The following is a 22,325-nucleotide window of genomic DNA, read 5'->3' as shown; positions in this document are numbered from 1 at the left end:
GGGCGGGGGAGTCCTCTCCGGCCCCGGACCGACGCGCGGCGGTGCCGGCCCGGGCCGGGGTGACTCCGGCGGTGCGATCCGGCACCCGGCGGTGCCGGGGCCCCGGGCAAGGGGGCTCCAAGGGGGCGATCCGGTGGCCTCGATCCGGCCCCGGCCCCGGCCCGGTGGTGCCGCGTCGGTGGTGTCCACACGGCGGTGACGGCCCCGTCCCGGCGGCCCCGCCCGGGCGGGGCCGTTTCGGTGGCATCCGTCCGGGGGGCCGGTACCCGACCCCGGCCGGCTCCGATCAGGCTGTACGAATCCGACCGGCGGGGCCACCGGTGCCGTCCGCCGTCGGCGGTGCCGGCGGCGGGATCCGGGGCGTGCCGGCGAGCTCCATCGCGTGCGCGATCCGCAGCACCGACGCGTCCTCGTGTCGCGCCGCCACCAACTGCACCCCGATCGGCAACCCCTCTTCGTCGGTACCGAACGGCAGGCTCGCGGCGGGCTGTTGGGTCATGTTGAACGGATAGGTGAACGGCGTCCACTCCGTCCAGCGCCGCAGTCCCGAACCCTCCGGCACCTCCCGCCCGAGGCCGAAGGCGGTGATCGGCAGCGTCGGGCACAACAACAGGTCGTACCGCTCGTGGAAGCGGCCCATCTCCCGGCCCAGCGCCATCCGCACGTCCACCGCCGCCAGATAGTCCAGGGCCGAGTACCGGGCGCCCTCCGCGCAGATCTCGCGCAACCCCGGGTCCATCCGCTCCCGGGCCGTGCCCCGGATCGGTCCGGTGGCCCGGGCCGCCCCGCTGAACCACAGTGTCTCGAAGGCCGCCAGCACCTCGTCCACCGGTCCCAACGGCGGGTCGGCCTCCTCCACGTCGGCGCCCAACTCCGCCAGCAGGTCGGCCGCGCCGCGCACCGCCGCGGCGACCGCCGAAGCGACCGGCGGGCCGTCGCCGGGGCCGGAGAGGGTGGGGGAGACGGCGACCCGCAACCCGGCCAGCGGGTGCGAGGGGGTGGTGTCGGCGGGCGGCTCGAGGGCCGCCCGGTAGCCGGCGGGCGGCGGTCCCAGATGCGACCAGTCCCGGGTGTCCGGCCGGCCGATGACGTCCAACAACGCGGCGGCGTCGGCGGCGCTGCGGGTCATCGGGCCCACGTGCGCCAACGTCCCGAAGGCGCTCGCCGGATACAGCGGGACCCGGCCGTAGGTGGGCTTGAGGGCGAAGACGCCGCAGAAGGAGGCCGGGATGCGGACCGAGCCGCCGCCGTCGGTGCCCAGGGCCATCGGTCCGGCACCGAACGCCACCGCGGCGGCGGCCCCGCCGCTGGAACCCCCGGCGGTGCGATCGGGGGCGTACGGGTTGCCGGTGGCGCCGTGCGGTGGACAGTCGGTGACGCCCTTCCAACCGAACTCCGGGGTGGTGGTCTTGCCGAACAGCACGCAGCCGGCCTCGCGCAACCGCGCCACCGAGGGGGCGTCCTCGGCGAACGGTCCGGTGGGTTCGATGGCGGCCGAGCCGCGCAGGGTGGGATGGCCGCGCTGCAGCAGGATGTCCTTGACGCTCGCCGGCACGCCGTCCAGCGGGCCGAGCGGTGAGCCCGCCGCCCAGCGCGCGGCCGACTCCCCGGCGGCGTCCAGGGCCCCGTCGGCGTCGATCAGGACGAAGGCGTTCACCACCGCGTCGATCGCGGCGGCGCGCTCCAGGACGGCCAGGGTGACGTCCACGGGGCTGAGGTCACCGGCGGCGTAGCCGGCGGTCAGCTCGCCGGCGCCGAGAAAGGTCGGGTCGGTCACGCGGGGGTTCTCCGTTCGATGGGGACGGGGTGGAGCCGGGAGAGGGGCGGGGGATGTGGTGTCGGGGGCGGGGTCCGACGGCGATGTCGGGACCGGGACGTTCGGGGACGGTGGCGGAGGACCGGGGGAGGGCCGGAGCACCGGAGCCCCCGGGTGGGAGCCGGTCCTCGGGCCGCTGTCCCCGCCCCCGCCCCGACCGCCCGGCGGCCCGACGCCGGGTCACCCCCCGGAGGGGTACCCGAGCCGCTTGTCCACCGTGTTCGGCGGCTCCCCGCCCGCCGCCCACACTTCGAAGGCGTCCTGGAACCGGTCGGCGAGATCGTCGTGCCAACCGAGGGTGTCACCGCTCATGTGCGGGGAGACCAGCAGCCCCGGCGCGTCCCACAGCGGACTGTCGGGCGGCAGCGGCTCCTCGGCGAAGACGTCCAGCGCCGCCGCGGCCGGCCGACCCGCCCGCAACGCCTCGAGCAGGTCCTTCTCCATCACGTGTCCGCCGCGCCCGATGTTGACGAAGCAGGAATTGGGCCGCATCCGGGCGAAGGCGTCGGCGTCGAACATCCCCCGGGTGGCGTCGGTGAGCGGCGCCGCGCAGATCACCCAGTCGGCCCCGGGCAGCAACCCGGGCAGCGCTTCGGCCGGATGGATCCGGCCCACCTCCGGGTCGTCCTCGCGCCCGCGTCGCCCCACCACCTCGGCACGCACGTCGAGTGCGCCGAGGACCCGCGCGATGCGCCGCCCGATGGGCCCCGAGCCGACCACGACCGCCCGGGTACCGGCGACCTTGCGGGTCTCCCGGTGCTCCCAGCGGTGTTCGCGCTGGCGCCGCCAACTGCCGGGCAGATCCTTGGCGACCGCGAGCACGAGCCCCGCCACGTACTCGGCGATCGGCCCGTCGAAGACACCCCGGGCGTTGGTCACCACGGTGTCCGACTCGACCAATTCGGGGAAGAGCAACCGGTCCACGCCGGCGCTGGCGGTGTGCACCCAACCGGGACGGGGGCCGGGACCGGGCCAGCAACGCCGCACGGCGTCGGAGGTGAAGTCCCAGACCAGCAGCACGTCGGCGGCGGGCAGGGCGTCGGGGAGTCCGGCGGCCTCCACCCGGGTGATGGTGGCGCGATCCGCGAGGCGGTCCAGGCGGGGCGCGGCCGACATGCCGGGCCCCTCCAACACGACCAGTCGCGGGAGTCGTTCGGAGGCGGGTGCGGCGGCCGGTGCGTTCCTCACCCGGGTGGGGGAATCGGTGGAGGGGGAAAGTGGCGCGGAAGCGGGTGACGACTCGCTTGACATGGTGGGGAAACCGTTTCGCAATCGCTGGCTGTTTCACTGACGGGAACACCGGCCGGAAGATCATTCGTGATCGTCGATCCTCCGTGCCGAGCGGGTCGAATGTGCGGATCGTGCGGCGGACTCGTACCGGTGTTCCGGCTGGGCGGAAAACCGCCCGTTCGCCGGTGGATTCCGGGATTGACCACGGTAGGGACCGGAAACTACCGTCGTCAATGAAGGCATCCTTCACGGCGTTCCGGTTCGGTACTCCGGTAGTCGGCCGCGTTTTCGTATCACCCCGTACCCCTTCTCGCGGCACCGATCGTCCCGGCACGCCCCACCCCGACCCCTCACCCGGCATCGCGACACATCGTTTCGTATCGCCCCGCCGTTTCTCACCCTCGCCACACTCCGGCCTCGCCATCGCTTTTCGAATTCCCTCCGGCCGGAACGGCTCGCCCCGTTCCGAGCCACCCCTACGTTCCCAACCCGGGGGTCCCACCATGGATGTTTCCTTCGTCGGTGGTCCGTCACGACAGCGCGGGGTGGGCGTCGTCGCCCCGTTCGACTTCGCCCTGGACCGGGAGTTGTGGCGTTGGGTGCCCGACGACGTGTCCCTTCATCTGACCCGCACCCCGTTCGTGCCGGTCGAGGTGAGCCTGGACCTCGCCCGTCTGGTCAGCGAGCACCGCACGCTCTCCGACGCGGTCCAGGCCCTGAGCGCGGTCGGCCCCGAGGTCGTCGCCTACGCCTGCACCTCGGGCAGCTTCGTCGGCGGCACGTTCGGCGAGCGCGCCATGGTCGCCGCGATGGCGCAGGCCGGGGCGATGCCGGCGGTCACCACCTCGGGCGCGCTGCTGATGGCGTTGGAGGAGTTGGGGGTGCGCCGGGTCGCCGTGGTGACCCCGTACACCAAGTCGGTCACCGACTCGCTGGAGACGTATCTCGGCGAGGGCGGCATCATCGTCAGCGGACGCAGCTACCTCGGCCTGACCAGGGAGATCTGGCGGGTCGGCTACCGCTCGGTGGTGGACATGGCCCGCGAGGCGACCCTCGAGCGGCCGGACGCGCTGTTCATCAGCTGCACGAACCTGCCCACCTTCGACGTCATCCCGCAGTTGGAGGCCGAGCTGCGGATGCCGGTGCTCTCCGCCAACCAGGTGACCGTCTGGGCCGCGCTGCGCCGCATCGGCAAGGAGGCGGTGGGACCGTACCAATCGCTGCTGGATCCGGTGGCGAGACGGGCGGTGGCGGCGATGGCGGCGGCACCGCCCCCACTGCCCCCCGTGACGCGCCCCGGGGACTCCCGACCGGGCGTTCCCGGGGTCGCGGCGGCGATGGCCGGGACACCGATCCCCTCACCCGCCGAGGAGGGGGCGATCGGGGAGCAGTCGGTCGAACCCCTCTTCCCGGAGGAACCCGGCGGGGGTCCGGGGGCCCTCTGACCGGCCGGAGCCGGGGCGGCGACCTCGGGGGCGCCCCACCCCGGACGGGGCGAACGAGCGAACCACAGTGCGCCGGGGCGGACACCGTCCCGGCGCCACGTCACGAGCAGGAGGACATCACGCATGGAGTCGGTCATCCGGGACGGGACCGCGTCCACCACACCCGCCGGGGCCTCCCCGGTCGCCCCCGGGGCGGCCGTCGAGACGCCGGTGGAGGTCGTGCCGCCGGACGAGGTGGGAAGCGTCGGCTTCCTCTACCCCGGTTACTCGGCCGAGGACGACGTCCCCCGCATGGAACGGTTGCTGAACGAGGCCGGCGGCAACGTCGCCCTGCCGCTGGAGCACACCGACATCGGCACCGACGCGCACCGGGTGGACGCCCTCCTCGAGATGGGCGCCGCGCACCGGCTGCGGGACGGCGCGGAGGTGCTCCGCGAGCGCGGCGCGCGGGCGGTCATGTGGGCCTGCACCAGCGCCAGTTTCGTCTTCGGCTGGGAGGGCGCGCGGACCCAGGCCGGGGAGCTGTCGCGGATGGCCGGGCTGCCCGCCTCCAGCACCTCCTTCGCGTTCGCGCACGCCGCCCGGCACATCGGCGTGGAGCGGGTGGCGATCGCCGCCACCTACCCGGAGGACGTGGCGCTGCTGTTCGGGGAGTTCCTGAACGCGGCGGGCATCGAGGTCACCCGGGTGACGCCGGCCGGGATCATCACCGCCGCCGAGGTCGGCACCTGGGGCCGGGCACAGGTAACCGAGTTGGCGCACAAGGGCGACGATTCCGACGCGCAGGCCGTCCTGCTGCCGGACACCGCCCTGCACACCGTCTCCTGGCTGCCGCAGCTGGAGGACGAATTGGGTAAACCGGTGCTCACCGCCCACCAGGTCACGGCCTGGGAGGGACTGCGGCTGATCGGGCGGACGGTGCGCTGCCCGCGCCTGGGCGGCCTCTTCGCGGGTTGATCCGGGGACGGGCACCGACCGGGGACCGGTACGGGGCTGTCGGGCCGGGGCGTCACCGTGCGCCCCGGCCCGACGAGCCCGTACCCGCGCCGGGATGCCGGGGCGCGGTGGTCGGGGTCCGGTCCTCCCGGTCGTGCCGGCAGTGCCGGCGGGAGGGGGTGTCTCCGTCGTGTGCCGGCCGCGCCGTGCCCTCGGGGGCCGGTGTCCGGACGGCTCCCGTCGGTCGGGGTTCCCGCCGGGTGTCGGGTGCGCCGTGCTGTCGCCGTCGCCGGGGCGATGACGGCACGGCCGGGGCGGGCGGTCGTCCCCGTGCGGTGACCGCTCGGAAGGGACGGTCGTCCTTCCGGGGAGCGTGCCGTGCCGTCGGGGTGCCATCCCCGTAGCCGGTGCCGGCCGTCCCGCTCGGGGCGGGCGCCGTACCGCCGGCGGCAGGACGCCCGCCCCGGTTCGCGGCGGGCCGGGGCGTACCGGCTGTCGGCCCGCCCGGTGGGTTCGTCGGGCGGACCGTTGCGCCGAACGGGGCGGCCGGCGACCCGAGCGGACCACGCCGGCGGGGCACCGCCCCGGCTCCGGGCGCAGGGTGGGAACACCCGATCCCCGGCCCGCGGGAGGTGAACCCCGTGCGCTCCCGTGCACGCCCGGGCGTGAGCCCCGCCCGCCCGGGCCCGGCGGGACCTCCGTCCGCCACCCCGCGTTCCCCGACTCCCCGACCGGCCCGTCCCCCCGGCCGCACCCGTCGCAGGGTGGCGACGGTGGCGCTCATCACGACCGTCCTGCTCGCACTCACCGGCCTGGCGGGCCGCCCCGCCGCCGACCCCGGCGCGGCGGGTTGCGCGCTGCCCCGCCACCCCGTGCACCACTCCCTCGGCGTCTCCTCGGGCGACGGCCCCGACCGCTCCGACCATCCGGCGGCGGTGGGGGAACCGGAGGCCGCGATGGTCTTCCTGTCCTTCCCGGATTCCGAGCCCCGCTCGGCCCCCGAGCGGATCGCCGCCTCGTACTTCCCCGTCACCGCCGACTTCCTGCACCGGGCCTCACACGGCCGTTTCCGGCTCGCTCCGGAGATCGACGACGCGTGGCTGCCCATGCCGAAGCCCTCCACGGCCTACGACATCGGCCGGGACTGGACGCCCCGGGGACGGGAGGCGTACGTGGGCGACGCCCTGGACCTGGTCGCCGACCACCGCCCCCACCTGGCCGGGGCGGACATCCTCTACCTGGTCGCGGACCCGAACGCGCCGGGGGTGGACGCGGACGCCACCAAGGTGGTCAACCTGAAGCACTCCATCACCGTGGCGGGCCACGAACTGCGGCGGGTGGTCACTCTCTTCGAGAGGGATCCGCCGGATCGTCTCGTCCTGGCCCACGAGACCGGCCACGTCCTGGGGCTGCCGGACCTCTACCACCGCCCGGATCGGCCCGGCGGGAACTGGGACCGGTACGTGGGCGACTGGGACCTCATGGGCAGCCAGTTCGGCCTGGCGCCCGAACTCTTCGGCTGGCACCGCTGGAAGCTCGGCTGGTTGGACGACCACCAGGTGGACTGCCCGCCCGTCGGTGGGGTCACCCGACACGCGCTGCGCCCGCTCGCCGCCCCGCCGGAGCCCGACGGCACGGGTGGGCCCGGGGCGGGGACCGGGGCATCGGGCACGGGGGACACCCGGATGGTGGTGGTGCGGACCGGCCCCTCCGAGGCGCTGGTCGCCGAGGCCCGGCTGCCGATCGGCAACGACCGGGACCTGTGCGTGCCGGGCGTGCTGCTGTACCGGGTGCGCTCCGACGTCGCCTCCACCCGGGGGCCGATCGAGGTGATCGACGGCCGGCCCGACAGCGCGGCCTGTCACGGCCGGTCGGTGCGGCCCGAGCTGGCGGACGCACCCCTGGACACCGGGATGACCCATCGGGACCCGGTCTCGGGGGTGCGGTTCGAGGTGGGGGAGCGGGAGCCGGGCGGCGGCTGGTGGCTGCGGGTGATCCGACCGTGAGGGCCCCGGAACGCGGGGAGCGGGAACGCCCGAGGGGCCCCGCCGTACGGCGGGGCCCCTCGATGTCGCGTGCGCCGCCAGGGACTCGAACCCCGGACCCGCTGATTAAGAGTCAGCTGCTCTAACCAACTGAGCTAGCGGCGCCTGGTGACAGGGAAGACTGTAGCACCCGGGGCGCGCGGGGCGAAAATCGATTCCGCCGCACAGGGCTGTGACCTGCGTCGCGACCCGGCCGCCGCCGCATGGCGCGGCGGTACGGGGGTGCGGGACGTCGGGGTGCGGGGAGGCCCCGATCCGCCCGGCGCGGTCACTCCTCCTCGTCCGGGTCGCCCCGCTCGAGCCGCCGACCGAAGTCCACCATCCGTCGCGCGTAGTCCTCGGTCCACTCCGCCCGTTCGGCCAGCGCCGCGTCGGTGAGCCGGTCGAAGCGGCGCGGATCGGTCAGCCGGGCCGCCGCCATCGCCTGGTACTCCACGGCCCGGTCGGCGGCCTCCCGAAAGGCGATCGCCAGGTCCGTCGCCCGTGCCAGCAGTTCCTCCGGGTCGGCGAGGGACTCCAGGCCGAAGAAGTGCTCGGCGTCCACGGACGCCATCGGGGGCTCGAAGGTCAGCGACGCCGGTTTGCGGAACCGGGGCCGTGTCGGTCGGGGCGTGGAACTCTCCGCCCTCTCACCGGGCTGGGTCACGGTGCGATCCGCCTCCTCACGGGGCTGCTGCGGTACGACCGCGCGGCGCCGCGTGGCCATCGGCCCGGGCCCCTCCGACCGGGGCCCGACATCGCAGTCTACGGCTCGCCCCCCGGCCGGCGGGAGTGCCGGATTCCGGTTCCCGGCGGGGCGGCGGGGCGGGGAACCCCCTCGTGCCCGCGCCTCCGCCATGGGTGATGATGATCGGAACGGCCCATCCGGTCGGCGGGCCCGGCGCGCCGGCCGGACGGGATCGGGGAACCGGGACGCGACGGACGGGAAGAAGCGATGACGGCACGCATCCTGCTGGTGCGACACGGACGGACCGCCTGGTCCGTGGCCGGGCGGCACACCGGCCGCACGGACGTCCCCCTCCTGGACGCGGGCCGTGCCGACGCCGAACGGCTGGGTGAACGGTTGCGTCGCCCCCCGTGGAACGGCCTGTCCGACACCGAGGTGTGGACCAGCCCTCTCTCCCGGGCCCGGGAGACCTGCGAACTGGCGGGCTTCGGAACCGGGGCCCGCCCCGTGGACGACCTGATGGAGTGGGACTACGGGGCCGAGGAGGGCCTGACCCCGGACGAGATCCGGGACCGGCGCGGCGCGGACTGGCTGATCTGGCGGGACGGCGTCACCGACGGTGAGACCCTCGCGAACATGGCCGAGCGGGCCGATCGGGTGGTCGAGGCGGCCCGGGACGGCGGGCGGGACGTGCTGCTCTTCGCGCACGGCCACATCCTGCGCACGCTGGGGGCGCGCTGGTTGGGCATGGACCCCGCCTTCGCGGCGCACATCCGTCTCGACCCGGCCTCCCTGTCGGTGCTGGGGTGGGCCTACGGGGCCCCCGCCATCGAGCGCTGGAACGACACCGGTCACCTTGGCTGACCCGCCCGGCCCCCGGCCCGACCGCGGGCGACCCCGGTGGTCGGGCTCCGGTGGTCGGGCCGGGTCGGTCAGGCCGGAGCGGTCCGGGGGGCCGGCGGTCGCAGGGTCCGGTACCGCTCGAGCAGCAGGGCCGGTTCCGGCAGTGAGCGGTGCGGCTCCAGCACCTCCACGGTGCGTCCGACGATCTCCCGGACCCGGGCCGAATGGACCCGCCCCAGCGAATCCACCGCGTCCAGTGCCGTGAGCGCCGCCTCGCGCGGCTCGCCGGCCCGCGCCAACTGCTCGGCGAGGGTGGCCGAGAACAGGGCGATGTTCCGGACGAAGTGCGGGTCCTGGAGTTCCACCGCCTGCCGGGCGGATTCCGCCGCGCGCTTCGGCTCCCCGAGCGCCGCCCAGCACTGCGCGCGCAGCCCGGCGAACTCGGCGTCGCCGAAGAAGGACATCCACTCCGGGTCCCCGTCCGTGCGGTCGGCACCCGGGTGCGCGGCCTCGGCGCCGGCGAGCGCCTCCTCGCAGGCACGACGGTCGCCCAGTCGGGCCCATCCCCCGGCCTCCCGGAGCAGGAGCAGGGCGCGCAGCCGTGGGGAGCACACCCGGCGGGCGGCCTGTTGCCCCGCCCGGGCGGCGCGAACCGCCTCGCGCGGTCGGTTCGCGTCCCTGGCCAGGAAGGCCAGATTGCAGAAGGCGTGCGCCTCCAGCGCGGCGTCGCCGGACCACCGGGCGCAGGCCAGCGCCTCGTCGTAGTGTTCGCGGGCCGTGCCGAGCCGGCCGGAGTCGTGGGCCAGCCAGCCGACCGAGATCGCCAGCTCGCCGGTGCCGGAGCGCAGCCGCTCGTCCACCGCCGGGTCCCGGGCGCCGGAGTCCACGAGTTCCCAGGCCAGGCGCAGCTGCTCGGCGGCCCGGCCGAGCAGGTCGCCGGCCCCCTGCCGGTCGTCCAGCAGACGGATCTCCCGCACGGCCCTCTCCACGGCGGCGGCGTCCGAACCCCCGACGCCGGCGGGGCCGGCCGCGGTCGCCCGGGCACCGAGTCCGACGACCCCCAGTGGGGCCAGGGACGCCACGGCGACCGGGCCACCGGTCATGAACGCACGACGCAGCACGTCGCTCCTCCCGTCCTCTCGCGGGTCCCCGGCGACTTCCCGGGAACCCGGTGGTTCCTCCGGTCCCGCCGGTGGCGGGCCGGGGGCGTCCCACCCGCGGTCCCGGTCCCGGGAGGCCCGGCCCCGCACCGACGCACGGGGTGAGAACCCCAGGTCGGTCAGATCCCGGCCGGGGAACATGTGCGCGAAGACCCGCTCGTAGGCATAGTTGGGGCAGCGGATCTCCCCGGACTCCACCCGTCCGATGTAGCGGGCGTCGCAGGAGACGTGCTCGCCGATCCGCCGGGCGGCCCGGCGAACCTCCGAGGCGAACTCCCCCGGTGAGCGGCCGCCGCGCAACGCGCGGAAGACGGTGTTCGGTACGGGCGCCCTTCCGGCGGCACCGACGGAAGCTCTCCGTGATTCCCCGGTTGCGGATGGTTTCGACGCCATGCCCGGACGGTACCGTCCGGGCGGAGCGGGGAGGAGTCTGTTTTACTGCCAAATTTGGTGACAAGGCGGACATCCGACTCGTAATTCGCCATGAAGCGCCACCCTTTACGGGGTCTTCGAGCCGTAGCCCTTGACGCCGGCCCGCGTTGTACGGGGTGAAACGGGCGCCCGGGCCGTGGGCGCCCGGACGGCGCGAGGAGGCCCCCATGCTCGATCACCGTCCGGCCGGTACGGCAGCCGGTCACCGTCCTTCCGGGACCGTGCTCCGACACCCGTCAGACCCGCCCGCGGAACCGTGCCCCGGGCACGGCGCCGCCGTGTCCGGCACACGGTTCCGCCACGCCCCGGCGGCCGACCACGACCTGGTCACCGTCCCCACCCGCACCGGTCTGGAGGCGGTGGACCTGCTCAGGCTCGGCGAGGAACTGGGGCCCGTCCTGTACGACGCGACGGGCGGGACCCTCGGTTTCCTCGTTCCCCCGGGCACCGCCGAGCGATGGGAACTGCCGGGCAGTGCCTGCGCCCCGGCCCCGGTCCCGGGAGCCGACCGGCTACCGGCCACCGGCACCGGCTGGTTGATCGCGCCGGAGGGCGCCGGCTCGGGAGCCACCTGCCCGGACCGCCTCCGGGAGGCCCTGCGCCGGGCCACCCGCACCCTGGACGCCCTGGACCGCTGCCGGCACTGACCGTCGGCACCGCGCGTTCCGTGTACCGGCGCGCCTCCCCGGGTTCCGGTGCGTCCCCGCGCCGTTCCCCCGGCCGCACGCCCGGGGCACGCCCCGGCCCCGCGCGGTCGGCGCCACCCGCTCCGCCTCCCCACCCCGAGACCCGGCCGGCCGCGGCGACGGTCCGGGACCCGGCGCGCCGTTCGTCCCCGACGACCCGGCGCCCCGGTCCCGACCGTCGCCGCGGCCGGCCGGACACACCGCCGCGCGGCACCCGCATACTGGTCCGATGGCAGCACGACGCGGCGGAACCGGCGGCCGACGCCGGCGGGGGAGCGCCCCCGGTGGATCGACCGGCCCGGCCGAGGCGGGCACCGCGACCGGCACCCCGCCCGACGGCGCCCCCGTGGCCGGCGGCCTCGCCGTCCTGGTCCCGGACCCCGACCGCCCCCGCGCCCGGGAACTGCGGGTGGACGGCGCCCCGCAGTCCCACGTCGATCCCGACGACCCGCACCGCCTGGTCTTCTCCTATCAGCGCCGACTCGGCCACGTCATAGACCTCGCGGCACCGCCCGGCCGGCCCCTGGACGCCGTGCACCTGGGCGGCGGCGCCCTCACCCTGCCCCGCTACCTGGCCGCCACCCGCCCCCGATCCACCCAGCAGGTGGCCGAACCGGACGTGCGACTGACCGAGTTCGTCCGCGAACACCTGCCCCTGCCCCGGGGCGCGCGGATCCGGGTCCGCGCGCTGGACGCCAGGGAGTTGCTGGAACGGCTCCCGGAGAACTCCGCGGACCTCGTCGTCGCCGACGTCTTCGACGGCGCCCGCACCCCCGCCCACTGCACCGGAGTGGAGTTCGTCGACGCCGTTCGCCGGGTGCTGCGCCCGACCGGGACCCTGGCCGTCAACCTCACCGACGGCCCGCCGTTGACCCACCTGCGGGCCCGGGTGGCGGCGGTGACCGCCCGGTTCGCCGAGGTCTGCCTGGCCGCCGAACCGGCGGTGCTGCGCGGCCGGCGGTTCGGCAACGCCGTGCTGGCGGCGGCCGACGTCCCGCTGCCCGTGGCCGAGTTGTCCCGACGCAACGCCGCCGGGCCGACCGCCGGGCGGGTGCTGTCCGGAGCGGATCTGCGGGACTTCCTGGCCGGGGCCCGCCCGCTGACCGACGCGGACGCCGCCGCCTCGCCGGCCCCGCCGCCGGGCACCTTCGGCTGACCGCCCGAACCGGTCGGCGTCCGGAGCGGCGGGTCACTCCTCGTGCAGGTCGATCCGGGGCGGGTGACCGTTCCAGACACAGAACACCGACAGCGAGCGGGAGGAGGTGGAGAAGGTCACCCGGATCCACACCTCGTGCGACCAGGTCTGCATCTCCCACCCCGGCTCGGGGGTGGCGGAGACCAACTCGCAGGTGGCGGGGTGCAGGTCGAAGACGACCCGGCCGCCGTCGGTCTTCACCGAGCGCACCGAGCCGTGGTCCGCTCGCTCGACCCCGTCGTCATCGGTGCCGGAGGCGCCGTCGTCCTCCCCGTCGCCGGAGGAGCGCCCGTTGTGCGAGGCCCCGGTCGCACCGGTACCCCCGGTTCCCCCCGAATCCCGCCCCTCATCGTCACCGGGGCTTTCGTCCTCCCCGGGATCTCCCCCCTCGCCATCATCCGACGGATCCGGTGAGGCATCGGCGGAGGGTTTGGGGCGATGGGTCGAGGAGGCGTCGGGATGGTCGTCACCGGCCTCCTGCCAGCGCGGTGGATCGGTCACCCGGGCCGCCTGCGGCGGATCGTAGACCGTCCCCCGGAGCACGGAACCCACCCCCCACCACGTGAGGGTCACGGCCAGGGCCGTGCTGACCACCCACGCGGCGGTGTGCACCAGATGACGTTGCATCCACATCACTCTAATGGCGTACGGTGCCGCGCATGGCACATGTGCTTGTGGTCGAGGACGATCCCTTCGTCCGCTCCGCTCTCATCCGGCATCTGACCGATGCCTCCCACACCGTCCGCAGCGTCGGCACCGCCCTCGAGGCGTTGCGCGAGGTGGCCCAACTCGACTTCGATCTGGTGATCCTGGACCTGGGGCTCCCCGACCTCGACGGGTCCGAGGCGTTGAAGATGCTGCGCGGGCTCACGAACATCCCTGTCATCATCGCCACCGCCCGGGACGACGAGACCGAGATCATCCGGTTGCTCAACGCCGGCGCCGACGACTACCTGGTCAAACCGTTCTCCGTGGACCACCTCTCCGCCCGCATGGCGGCGGTGCTGCGGCGCGCCGGGGCCGGTGGGCCGGCCGTCCCCCGCGACGGGGTGGTCCGGGTGGGCGGCCTGGTGGTCGACCCGCAACGTCGCCGGGCCCAGCTGGACGGAACACAACTGGACCTGACCCGACGCGAGTTCGACCTGCTGGCCTTCCTCGCCCAACGCCCCGGCGTGGTGGTCTCCCGCAAGGAACTCCTCTCCGAGGTCTGGCGCCAGTCCTACGGTGACGACCAGACCATCGACGTCCACCTCTCCTGGCTGCGCCGCAAGCTCGGCGAGACCGCGGCCCGTCCCCGTTACCTGCACACCCTGCGCGGGGTCGGGGTCAAGCTCGAGCCACCGGCGGGCACCGGACCCGGTGCCGAACCCGCCGCGCCGCCCCCCGACCGGGGTCGCTCCGCATGAGATGGGCCCTGGTGCGCATCGCCCTCGCCGTCACCTCCATGGTCGTGGTGGCGTTCGCGGTGCCGCTCGGCATGGTTATCCAACAGATGGCCAACGACCGGGCGTTGAGCAACGCCGAACGCCAGGCCGCCGCCATCGGTCCGGCGCTGGCCATCACCTCCGACCGGGACCAGCTCGAACGCGCGGTGGCCAGCACCGAGGCGGGGGCCGGGCAGCGCATCGCCCTGCACCTGCCGGAGGAGTGGTCGGAGAACCCCGGCATCATCGGCGGCTCGCGGGTCACGGGGGCCGACATCGCCGCCACGGTTCGCGACGGCCGCGCGGTGTCCCTCTCGGTGGACGGCGGTGTCGCCCTGCTCCAGCCGATCGCGGTGGAGGGCGGCATGATCGCGGTCGTCGAGGTGTTCGTCCCCAACGGTGAACTCTCCGCCGGCGTGGGCACCGCCTGGCTGGTCCTGGCCGCCGTCGGTCTGGCGTTGATCATCGGCTCGGTGGCCGTCGCCGACCGCCTCGGCCGCCGCATGGTGCGACCCGCCGAGGACCTGGCCGCCGCCGCCCGCCGGCTGGGGGAGGGCCGGCTGGGGGTACGCGTCCCCGAACAGGGGCCGGACGAACTGAGGCTGGCCGCCTCCGCCTTCAACGCCATGGCCCGTCAGGTCGCCGGACTCCTCGCCGGGGAACGGGAGATGGCCGCCGACCTCTCGCACCGCCTGCGCACCCCGCTGACCGTGCTGCGGCTCAACGCCGCCTCCCTCGGTGAGGGAACCGCCGCCGACCAGACCCGGCAGGCCGTCGACAAACTCGAACGCGAGGTCGACGTCATCATCGAGACCGCCCGCGAACACCGCACCGCGCTGCCGGAGGGCCGGGGCACCGTCCCGGTGGAGGACACCGACGTCGCCGAGATGATCCGCGAGCGCATGGACTTCTGGTCGGCGCTGGCCGAGGACGAGGGCCGGGAGGTCCGCACGGCGGGTCTGGACGGGTCGGCCCGGGTGCCGGTCCCCCGCACCGAACTGGTCGCGGCCATCGACGCGATGCTCGGCAACATCTTCCGACACACCCCCGAGGGCACCGCGTTCGCGGTGGACGTGCACAGCGGCGACGGCAGCAACGCGGTGATCGTGCTGGTCTCCGACGCCGGCCCCGGCATCCCGGACCCCGACGCGGCGCTGGCCCGGGGGCACGGGGACGGCGGACCCGGCTCCACCGGGCTCGGCCTGGACATCGTGCGCCGGGTCGCGGAGTCCACCGGCGGAGACGTGAGGGTCGGGCAGTCGGTGCTCGGCGGCGCGGAGATCCGGGTGTGGCTCTCCCGTGACGGGCGGGCCACCGGCCGGGACGGCGGACGGCACCGAGCCGTTCGTCGCCGCGCCAGAGCCTGACGACGCCTGACCGCCGTCGGGCGGTGTCGGTCGGCCGCGCGCCGTGGGGTGTCGCCACCGGTGCCCGATCCCGGCGGGCCCGCGACGCCCGCCCCCGCTGGGGAGCGTGGTCGCGGGCCGGATGCCGGCCGGTCCCGCCCGCTGCTCCCGCGCCGGGCCCCGGCGGGAGCCCGGCCCGGTCGTGGCCCGGCCCCCGCGATCCGACGCCGGGTCGCTTCCGAGACCCGCCGGACCTGCCCGGACCTGCCCGGACCCGCCGGACCGGACCGCCGATCCGACGGCACCGTCCCGGACGTGTCGAGGGCCCGCCCGCACCCTCCGGCGGGCGCGACCGGGCCATCGACATGTCCGGGCGCGCCTCGGCGTCACCCCGGATCGACACGACCGGCACGGCGCGGGATCGGGGAGGACCCCGCGCCGCACCCGTCGGGCCCGTGAGCGTTCACGGGACCACCCGGCCGCGGATCACTCCGGGGCCGGCAGCTCCCCGGTGGCGATCGCCTTCGCGTACCAGCGGGCACTGGACTTGGGCGTGCGCTGCAGCGTGTCGAAGTCCACGTGCACCATGCCGAACCGCTTGCTGTACCCGTAGGCCCACTCGAAGTTGTCCAGCAGCGACCACAGGAAGTAGCCGCGGACGTCGGCGCCCTGCTCCATCGCCGAGTGCACGGCCGTCAGGTGGTCGTGCAGGTACTCGATGCGGTCGGGGTCGTGGACCGCTCCCGAGGCGTCCGGCTTGTCGTCGAACGCGGCGCCGTTCTCGGTGATGTACAGCGGCACGCCCGGCGCCTCGCGGTGGAAGCGCAGCAGCAGCTCGGTCAGTCCGGTGGCGTCGATCGGCCACCCCATCTCGGTCTTCTTGCCGGGCTGTTCGAGGAACTCCACGTCCTCGGAGCCCACCCACGGGGAGTGCGTGGAGACGCCGTGACCGTCGTTCTTCGCGTTGGCCGAGCCCGGCTGGGAGGCGGAGACCAGCACCGGGTTGTAGTAGTTGATGCCGATGAAGTCCAGCGGCTGGTTGATGGTCGCCTCGTCGCCGTCGCGCACGAAGGACCAGTCGCTGACCCGGGCGGTGTCCCGGCGCAGGTCCTCGGGGTACGCGCCGTCCAGGAGCGGGCCGGTGAAGATGCGGTTCTGCAGGGCGTCGATGCGGCGGGCCGCGTCGAGGTCGGCCTCCGAGTCGCTCGCGGAGCGCACCACCGCCGGGTTGAGGGTGATGGAGCACTGGGCGTCGCGCGGCAGGACGTCGCGCAGCGCCTGCACGGCGAGGCCGTGGCCGAGGTTGAGGTGGTGCGCGGCGCGCAGCACGGACTCCGGCTCGGTGCGCCCCGGGGCGTGCACGCCGGAGCCGTAACCCAGGTACGCGCTGCACCAGGGCTCGTTGAGGGTGGTCCACATGCCCACCCGGTCGCCCAGCGCCTCACCGGCCAAGCGGGCGTACTCGGCGAACCGCTCGGCGGTCTCCCGGGCGGGCCAGCCACCGGCGTCCTCCAACTCCTGCGGGAGGTCCCAGTGGTAGAGGGTCGCCACCGGCGTGATGCCGCGCTCCAGCAGACCGTCGACCAGGCGTCGGTAGAAGTCCAGGCCGGCCTGGACGGCGGGGCCGCGACCGGTGGGCTGGACCCGGGTCCAGGCGATCGAGAAGCGGTAGGCGCCCAGGCCCAGCTCGCTCATCAGCTCGATGTCCTCCTGCCACCGGTGGTAGTGGTCGCAGGCCACGTCGCCGGTGTCGCCGGCGAGGACCCTACCGGGGGTGTGGCTGAAGGTGTCCCAGATGGAGGCGGTCCGGCCGCCCTCCCGGGCGCCGCCCTCGATCTGGTAGGAGGCGGTCGCCGAACCCCAGACGAAGCCGTCCGGGAAGGAGATTCGGTTACTCTCGGTCATGGAAGCGCTCCCATGCGTCGTATGCGAAGGATGTGGTGGTGCGGGTTGGTGCACGGGATCCACCCGGCCCGGTCGATCCCCCTCCGACCGGGCGCGCGGCTCGTGCGGGTGGGGTCGCGAGGGGCCGGCCCGGGCCCCGGCGCCGTCGCGCCGGGGACCCCGGTACCGGGGCCGGAGGGGGGCCGGGAGGCACCCGGCCCCCGGTGGTCAGCCCTTGATCGCGCCGTGCATGATGCCGCCCACGATCTGCTTGCCGAAGATGGCGAAGACGATCAGCAGTGGCAGCGTTCCCAGCAGGGCCCCCGCCATGATCACGCCCTGGTCCGGCACGTAGCCGCGTCCCAGGCCGGTGAGGGCCACCTGAACCGTCGGGTTCTGTTGGGTCAGTGCGATGATCGGCCAGAAGAACTCGTTCCAGGCCATCACGAAGGTCAGCATCCCCAGCACCGCCATGGCGGGGCGGGCGATGGGGAAGACCACGTGCCAGACGACCCGCAGGCTGTTCGCGCCGTCCACCCGGGCGGCCTCGACCAGTTCGGTGGGCAGCGCCTGCACCAGGTACTGCCGCATGAAGAACACGCCGAAGGCGCTGACCATCATCGGCAGGATGACCGCCTGGAGACGGTCGGTCCACTGCAACTCGGCGATCGCCATGTACAGCGGGACGACACTCAGCTGCGGCGGCACCATCATGGTCCCGATCACCAGCATGAGCAGCACGTTCTGCGCCCGGAACCGCAGCTTGGCGAAGGCGAAGCCGGCCAGGGTGGCGAACAGCACGGTGCTGACCGTGATGGTCCCCGCGACGAAGACCGTGTTGATCAGCGCGGTGCCCATGTTGGCGGTGTTCCACGCCTGGTCCAGGTTGTTCCACAGGTCTTCGCCGAACCAGAAGGGCGGCGGTGTCTGCGCGAGCCTGGTGTTGGTGGAGGACGCCGCGAACATCGTCCACACCAGGGGGAACAACGACCCGAGGGTGAAGACGATCAGGATGACGTAGGTGAGCCAACCGGCGTGCATGTGCCGGCCGGCGCCCCCGGCCCTGAGCCGTTTGCGACGGTGCGGAGCGCCCCCACCGGGGACGTCCGGCCGGGCGGCCGGGGCGGAACCGGGCGGTCGGGTGGCCGCTTCGGAGGAGATGGTCATGGCTCACGCCCCCTTGCTGCCGGTCGATCGGCCGATCAACCGGGCGAAGAACCAGTACACCAAGCCGATGATGATCAGGAGGATGAACATCGACCAGGCGATCGCCGAGGCGCGTCCGAGGTTGAAGTTCGTCCAACCCATCTCGTACAGGTACAGGCCCAGGGTCTGGTACTGGTTGTCGGCACCGCCGCTGGTTCCGCTGCCGAAGAGCAGAGGTTCACCGAACAGCTGGGTGGCGCCGATGGTGGAGACCACGACGGTGAAGAGGATCGTGGGGCGCAGCGACGGGATGGTGACGTGGAGGAACTGCTGCCACCGGGAGGCCCCGTCCAGGGACGCGGACTCGTAGAGATCCTTCGGCACGGCCTGCATGGCGGCCAGGTAGATCAGGGTGTTGTACCCGGTCCACCGCCAGATGACGATGGTGGACACCGCGATCTTGGCGGTCCAGGAGCCGGCCTCCCACTCGATGTTGTCCACACCGAACAGGCCCAGGAACCAGTTGATCATGCCGTAGTCGCGACCGTAGAGCATCGCGAACACCAGCGTCGCCGCAGCCACCGAGGTGGCGTACGGCGTGAGCATGGCCACCCGGAACATCATGCTGTTGCGCAGCTTGTAGTTCAGCAGATGGGCCAGGCCCAGGGCCATGAGCAGCTGGGGAACGGTGGCGATCACCCCGATGACGAAGGTGTTCGACAGCGCGTTCCAGAAGAACTCGTCGGTCAGCAGACGGCTGAAGTTGTAGAACCCCACCCACTCCATGTCCGTCGGCGAGTGCAGCGAGACGCGGTGCAGCGAGGCCCAGCCGGTGAACAGCAGGGGGAAGAGGCCGAAGGCCGCGAAGAACAGGAAGAACGGCGCGATGAAGCCGTAGGGGCTGAACTTGGTGTCCAGCCGGTAGCGCAGCGACCGGCGGCGGAGCTTCTTCTCCTCCGGCGTGAGCGGGGGCCCACCGCCGCGCTGCGGGCGCGGGGCCGCGCCCCCCTTGGTGGGGGGCGCGGCGCTGTGCTGTTCCGTTGCCATGGATGACTTTCCGGATTCGGGGTCAGTCCGCGAGGGCGTTGTCGACGGCCCGGACGGTGGCGTCCCACGCCTCGTCGGCGTCGGTGCCCTGCTCCACCCGCAGCACACCGTTGGAGAAGCCCTCCTGGATCACCTGGTCACGCGGACCGACGATCAGGGTCGGGATGTCGGCCGCGGCGGCGGTGAACAGCTCACCGATCGGGGCGTCCCCGAAGTAGCTGTTGGTGGCGTTCTGCACCACCTCCGACTCCTGGGCCTCGGCGGAGCTGGGGAAGCTGCCCCGCTCCGCGAAGAGCTTGGCCTGCTGCTCCGGCGCGGTCAACCAGGTGATCAGCTTGACGGCCTCCTCCTTGTTCTCGGAGGCCTCGGTCACACCGAGGAAGGAACCGCCCCAGTTGGCCGGACGCGGCGCGGCGGCCACGTCCCAGGCGCCCTCGCCCTCGCCGCCGGACTTGTCCTCGATGTAGCCGAGCATCCAGGCCGGGCAGGAGAGGGTGGCGAAGTCACCGTTGGCCATGCCCTGGTCCCACTCGGTGGTGAACAGGTCGTGGCGGGCGGTCAGGCCCTCTTCGGCGGCCTGGACGGCCATGTCCCAGGCGGTCCGCACGGCCTCGCTGTCCTCGTAGATCGTCTCGCCGGCCTCGTTGTAGTACCGCTCGGGGTAGCTGTTGGCGATGGCGCTGAACATGCCGGAGCCGGAGTCCACCCACTTGGCGTCAGCGGTGGAGTTCTCCTGGAACTCCTTGCCGGCGTCGATGTAGGCCTGCCAGTCGCCCTCCCACAGGGCGCCGACCTCGTCGCGGTCGGTCGGCAGGCCGGCCTCCTCGAACAGGTCCTTGCGGTAGCAGATGCTCATCGGGCCGATGTCGGTGCCCAGGCCCACCACGCGGCCGTCCTCGCCGGTGGCCTGGTCGACCTTCCAGGGCAGGAAGTGCCCGAGGTCCACGCCCTCGGCCTCGCTCAGGTCCACGAAGTAGCGACCGAGATCGTTGGCGATCTCGTTGATGTTCGCGACCTCGATGGCCTGGATGTCGCTCAGGCCACTGCCGGTGGGCAGACGGGTCAGCAGCGCGGGGTAGTAGTCCTCACTGCGCTGGGTGGAGTTCTGCTCGATGGTGACGTGCGGGTTGGCCTCCATGTACTCGTCGTACAGGCCGGCCTCCTCCAGACCGAACTGGCCGAAGACACCGATCGAGAGGGTGACCTCGCTCGGCTCGCCGTCGGCGTTGTCCCCGCCGCCGCCGGTGCCGTTGTCGTCGTCACCGTTACCGCCGCAGGCGGCCAGCAGGCCGACCCCGAGGGTGACGGCGAGACAGGTGCGCAGGGCCCTGCCCGTGGTACCGCGGGTGACACGCGGCGTTCTGGCGGTGTGGCGCATGTGGTCGTCCTCCTGGCGCACTGACGTTGCCTCTCCCGGTCGCTCTGCGGCGCGTGGGGGTGAACGGACCCGGGGCTCGGAACGTATGGGTTGTGTAGGGTTTCAGGTGGATGGGAGCGCTCCCAAACTTGATGAAGTGAAGAGTTCCCGGTCTGCGGGCGAGTGTCAAGGCATCCGGCTGGACGGAGTCGATTCCGTGATGTAGTTGGATCCCGGGGCGACAACAGGAGGAATCCGATGGCAGTCGGAAGACGTGGATTGGGAAGAGATGGAAGACCGACACTGGAACAAGTGGCGGTCCGGGCCGGAGTGGGGCGCGGCACCGTCTCGCGGGTGATCAACGGATCACCCCGGGTCAGTGACCGCACCCGCGCCGCCGTCGAGGCGGCCATCGCCGACCTCGGCTACGTGCCGCACCGCGCGGCCCGCGCGCTCGCGGCCAACCGCACCGACGCCATCGCGCTGGTGGTGCCCGAACCGGAGGCCCGGCTCTTCGCGGAGCCCTACTTCTCCGCGATCATCCGCGGGGTGAGCGCCGAACTGGCCGATACCGACTACCAGTTGCTGCTCACCCTCAGCCGCACCTCCAAGGAGCGGCAGCGCTTCGCCCAGTACGCGGCGGGCAACCGGGTGGACGGCGTGCTGCTGGTCTCCGTGCACGGCGAGGATCCGCTGCCCGAACTCCTCGGACAGCTCGGCATCCCCGCCGTGATGAACGGCCGCCGGTCCGCCGACGAGCCCTTCCCGCACGTGGACTGCGACAACGTCGGTGGCGCACAGCTCGCCGTCGAGCACCTGCTGGGACGCGGTCGGCGGGTGGTGGCCACCCTCACCGGCCCGCTCGACATGTACGCCGCCTGGTGCCGGCTGGTCGGCTACCGCGACGCGCTGGAGGCCGCCGGGCTGGAGTGCGACGAGACGCTGATCTGGCGCGGTGACTTCACCGAGGAGAGCGGCTACCTGGGGATGCGTGAGCTGCTGGACCGCCGCCCGGACATCGACGCGGTCTTCTGCGCCTCCGACCTCATGGCCGCCGGTGCCCGCCGCGCGCTGCGCGAGGCGGGGCGCTCGGTTCCCGACGACGTGGCGCTGGTCGGCTTCGACGACTCGGCCATAGCGCGTCACATGGATCCGCCGCTCAGCAGTGTCCGCCAGCCCATCGAGGGCATGGGGCGGGCGATGGCCCGCGCCCTGCTCGCGGAGATCAACGACGGTATGCCGATCCATCCGCAGCAGGTGCTGCCCACCGAACTGGTGCGGCGCGGCTCCTCCTGACGGGTGGCCGCCGGCCGGGACGGTCGGTGGTCGGATGTCCGTCGCCGGTCCGCTCCTCCGCAGGTGAACCGCCCTCGGCCGCGCTCCCGCCGTGCGGCACGGGTGGTACGGGCGATACGACGGCGCGGACGGCCGTGGTGCCCCGAGTGTTCCGACCTCGGCGGCCGGTGCTTCGGTACCCGGGTACCGGCTTGTGTGGGTCCCGGAGGAACGCCCCGACCGGGGGTGGACCGGAGCCGGAGGGTGCGCCACGCCCGTCACATCCGGCCGCGCCCGGGAGCGCTCCCGGGCGCGGCCGGGGTGGGCGGGAGGTCCGGTGCGGTGTCCCGCGCCGGACCTCCCACCGGGGTCCTCGTCGCCGCACGGCCGG

At 73.8% G+C, this 22,325-nt stretch carries 18 protein-coding genes and 1 tRNA gene; 9 read left to right on the top strand and 10 right to left on the bottom strand.

Annotated features, from left to right (window positions below; translation table 11 throughout):
* Positions 1–286: 286 nt before the first annotated feature.
* Complete coding sequence (locus LZF96_RS17605) at positions 287–1,777, bottom strand: amidase (protein ID WP_233873138.1); 1,491 nt, start codon at positions 1,775–1,777, stop codon at positions 287–289.
* 219 nt (positions 1,778–1,996) lie between these two features.
* The gene (locus tag LZF96_RS17600; RefSeq protein WP_233873194.1) at positions 1,997–2,932 is read right to left on the bottom strand and encodes a D-2-hydroxyacid dehydrogenase; all 936 of its coding nucleotides are present in this window, start codon (positions 2,930–2,932) and stop codon (positions 1,997–1,999) included.
* Between the two features lie 617 nt (positions 2,933–3,549).
* On the opposite strand from LZF96_RS17600, the gene LZF96_RS17595 reads away from it, so the two are divergent.
* The 3 genes from LZF96_RS17595 (at position 3,550) to LZF96_RS17585 (ending at position 7,433) form a co-directional block, all read left to right on the top strand.
* Complete coding sequence (locus LZF96_RS17595; RefSeq protein WP_233873135.1) at positions 3,550–4,491, top strand: decarboxylase; 942 nt, start codon at positions 3,550–3,552, stop codon at positions 4,489–4,491.
* Positions 4,492–4,725: 234 nt separating this feature from the next.
* The gene (locus LZF96_RS17590) at positions 4,726–5,448 is read left to right on the top strand and encodes a decarboxylase (protein WP_374203264.1); all 723 of its coding nucleotides are present in this window, start codon (positions 4,726–4,728) and stop codon (positions 5,446–5,448) included.
* A 752-nt stretch (positions 5,449–6,200) separates the two neighbouring features.
* Positions 6,201–7,433: a M6 family metalloprotease domain-containing protein gene (locus LZF96_RS17585; protein ID WP_233873132.1), complete on the top strand. Its 1,233-nt coding sequence runs from the start codon at positions 6,201–6,203 to the stop codon at positions 7,431–7,433.
* A 70-nt stretch (positions 7,434–7,503) separates the two neighbouring features.
* On the opposite strand, the gene LZF96_RS17580 is transcribed toward LZF96_RS17585, so the two are convergent.
* Together LZF96_RS17580 and LZF96_RS17575 are read right to left on the bottom strand one after the other, a co-directional pair.
* Positions 7,504–7,577: transfer RNA gene (locus tag LZF96_RS17580), tRNA-Lys, on the bottom strand.
* A 163-nt stretch (positions 7,578–7,740) separates the two neighbouring features.
* A complete protein-coding gene (locus LZF96_RS17575; RefSeq protein WP_233873129.1) occupies positions 7,741–8,178 on the bottom strand; it encodes a hypothetical protein in 438 nt (145 codons plus the stop codon).
* 228 nt (positions 8,179–8,406) lie between these two features.
* Between LZF96_RS17575 and LZF96_RS17570 the strand changes: the two genes are divergently transcribed.
* On the top strand, positions 8,407–9,003 hold the full coding sequence (locus tag LZF96_RS17570) for a histidine phosphatase family protein (RefSeq protein ID WP_233873126.1): 597 nt from the start codon (positions 8,407–8,409) through the stop codon (positions 9,001–9,003).
* Positions 9,004–9,071: 68 nt separating this feature from the next.
* Here LZF96_RS17570 and LZF96_RS17565 read toward each other — a convergent pair whose 3' ends face one another.
* Positions 9,072–10,535 (bottom strand): hypothetical protein, encoded by a 1,464-nt coding sequence (locus LZF96_RS17565; protein ID WP_233873124.1) that lies wholly within the window; start codon positions 10,533–10,535, stop codon positions 9,072–9,074.
* A gap of 317 nt (positions 10,536–10,852) precedes the next feature.
* Between LZF96_RS17565 and LZF96_RS17560 the strand changes: the two genes are divergently transcribed.
* Complete coding sequence (locus LZF96_RS17560; protein ID WP_233873121.1) at positions 10,853–11,221, top strand: hypothetical protein; 369 nt, start codon at positions 10,853–10,855, stop codon at positions 11,219–11,221.
* 268 nt (positions 11,222–11,489) lie between these two features.
* The gene (locus LZF96_RS17555; RefSeq protein WP_233873118.1) at positions 11,490–12,416 is read left to right on the top strand and encodes a spermidine synthase; all 927 of its coding nucleotides are present in this window, start codon (positions 11,490–11,492) and stop codon (positions 12,414–12,416) included.
* 33 nt (positions 12,417–12,449) lie between these two features.
* Here LZF96_RS17555 and LZF96_RS17550 read toward each other — a convergent pair whose 3' ends face one another.
* Positions 12,450–13,082 (bottom strand): hypothetical protein, encoded by a 633-nt coding sequence (locus LZF96_RS17550; RefSeq protein ID WP_233873115.1) that lies wholly within the window; start codon positions 13,080–13,082, stop codon positions 12,450–12,452.
* 32 nt (positions 13,083–13,114) lie between these two features.
* Here LZF96_RS17550 and LZF96_RS17545 point away from each other — a divergent pair, with 32 nt between their 5' ends.
* Positions 13,115–13,861 (top strand): response regulator transcription factor, encoded by a 747-nt coding sequence (locus tag LZF96_RS17545; protein ID WP_233873112.1) that lies wholly within the window; start codon positions 13,115–13,117, stop codon positions 13,859–13,861.
* Positions 13,858–15,246: a HAMP domain-containing sensor histidine kinase gene (locus tag LZF96_RS17540; RefSeq protein ID WP_233873109.1), complete on the top strand. Its 1,389-nt coding sequence runs from the start codon at positions 13,858–13,860 to the stop codon at positions 15,244–15,246. Before LZF96_RS17545 ends, LZF96_RS17540 begins: the two co-directional genes overlap by 4 nt.
* A gap of 465 nt (positions 15,247–15,711) precedes the next feature.
* Here the strand turns inward: LZF96_RS17540 and LZF96_RS17535 are convergent, their stop codons facing one another.
* The 4 genes from LZF96_RS17535 to LZF96_RS17520 form a co-directional block, all read right to left on the bottom strand.
* Positions 15,712–17,130 carry a GH1 family beta-glucosidase gene (locus LZF96_RS17535; RefSeq protein WP_233873106.1) on the bottom strand — a complete coding sequence of 473 codons (1,419 nt, stop codon included), beginning with the start codon at positions 17,128–17,130 and terminating at the stop codon, positions 15,712–15,714.
* Between the two features lie 207 nt (positions 17,131–17,337).
* Entirely contained in the window at positions 17,338–18,276 is a 939-nt protein-coding gene (locus LZF96_RS17530; protein ID WP_374203263.1) for a carbohydrate ABC transporter permease, read from the bottom strand.
* 3 nt (positions 18,277–18,279) lie between these two features.
* Positions 18,280–19,302, bottom strand: a complete 1,023-nt coding sequence (locus tag LZF96_RS17525) for a carbohydrate ABC transporter permease (RefSeq protein ID WP_233873103.1) — start codon at positions 19,300–19,302, stop codon at positions 18,280–18,282.
* A gap of 22 nt (positions 19,303–19,324) precedes the next feature.
* On the bottom strand, positions 19,325–20,680 hold the full coding sequence (locus tag LZF96_RS17520) for an extracellular solute-binding protein (RefSeq protein ID WP_267941042.1): 1,356 nt from the start codon (positions 20,678–20,680) through the stop codon (positions 19,325–19,327).
* Between the two features lie 237 nt (positions 20,681–20,917).
* Here LZF96_RS17520 and LZF96_RS17515 point away from each other — a divergent pair, with 237 nt between their 5' ends.
* Positions 20,918–21,955: a LacI family DNA-binding transcriptional regulator gene (locus tag LZF96_RS17515; protein WP_233873101.1), complete on the top strand. Its 1,038-nt coding sequence runs from the start codon at positions 20,918–20,920 to the stop codon at positions 21,953–21,955.
* The last annotated feature ends 370 nt before the right edge of the window (positions 21,956–22,325 follow it).

The sequence above is a fragment of the Streptomyces sp. ST2-7A genome (assembly GCF_021390475.1).
Classification (GTDB): domain Bacteria; phylum Actinomycetota; class Actinomycetes; order Streptomycetales; family Streptomycetaceae; genus Streptomyces.
The sequence above is the reverse complement of the archived record's forward strand: the minus strand, read 5'-3'. Positions and strand labels throughout refer to the sequence as shown.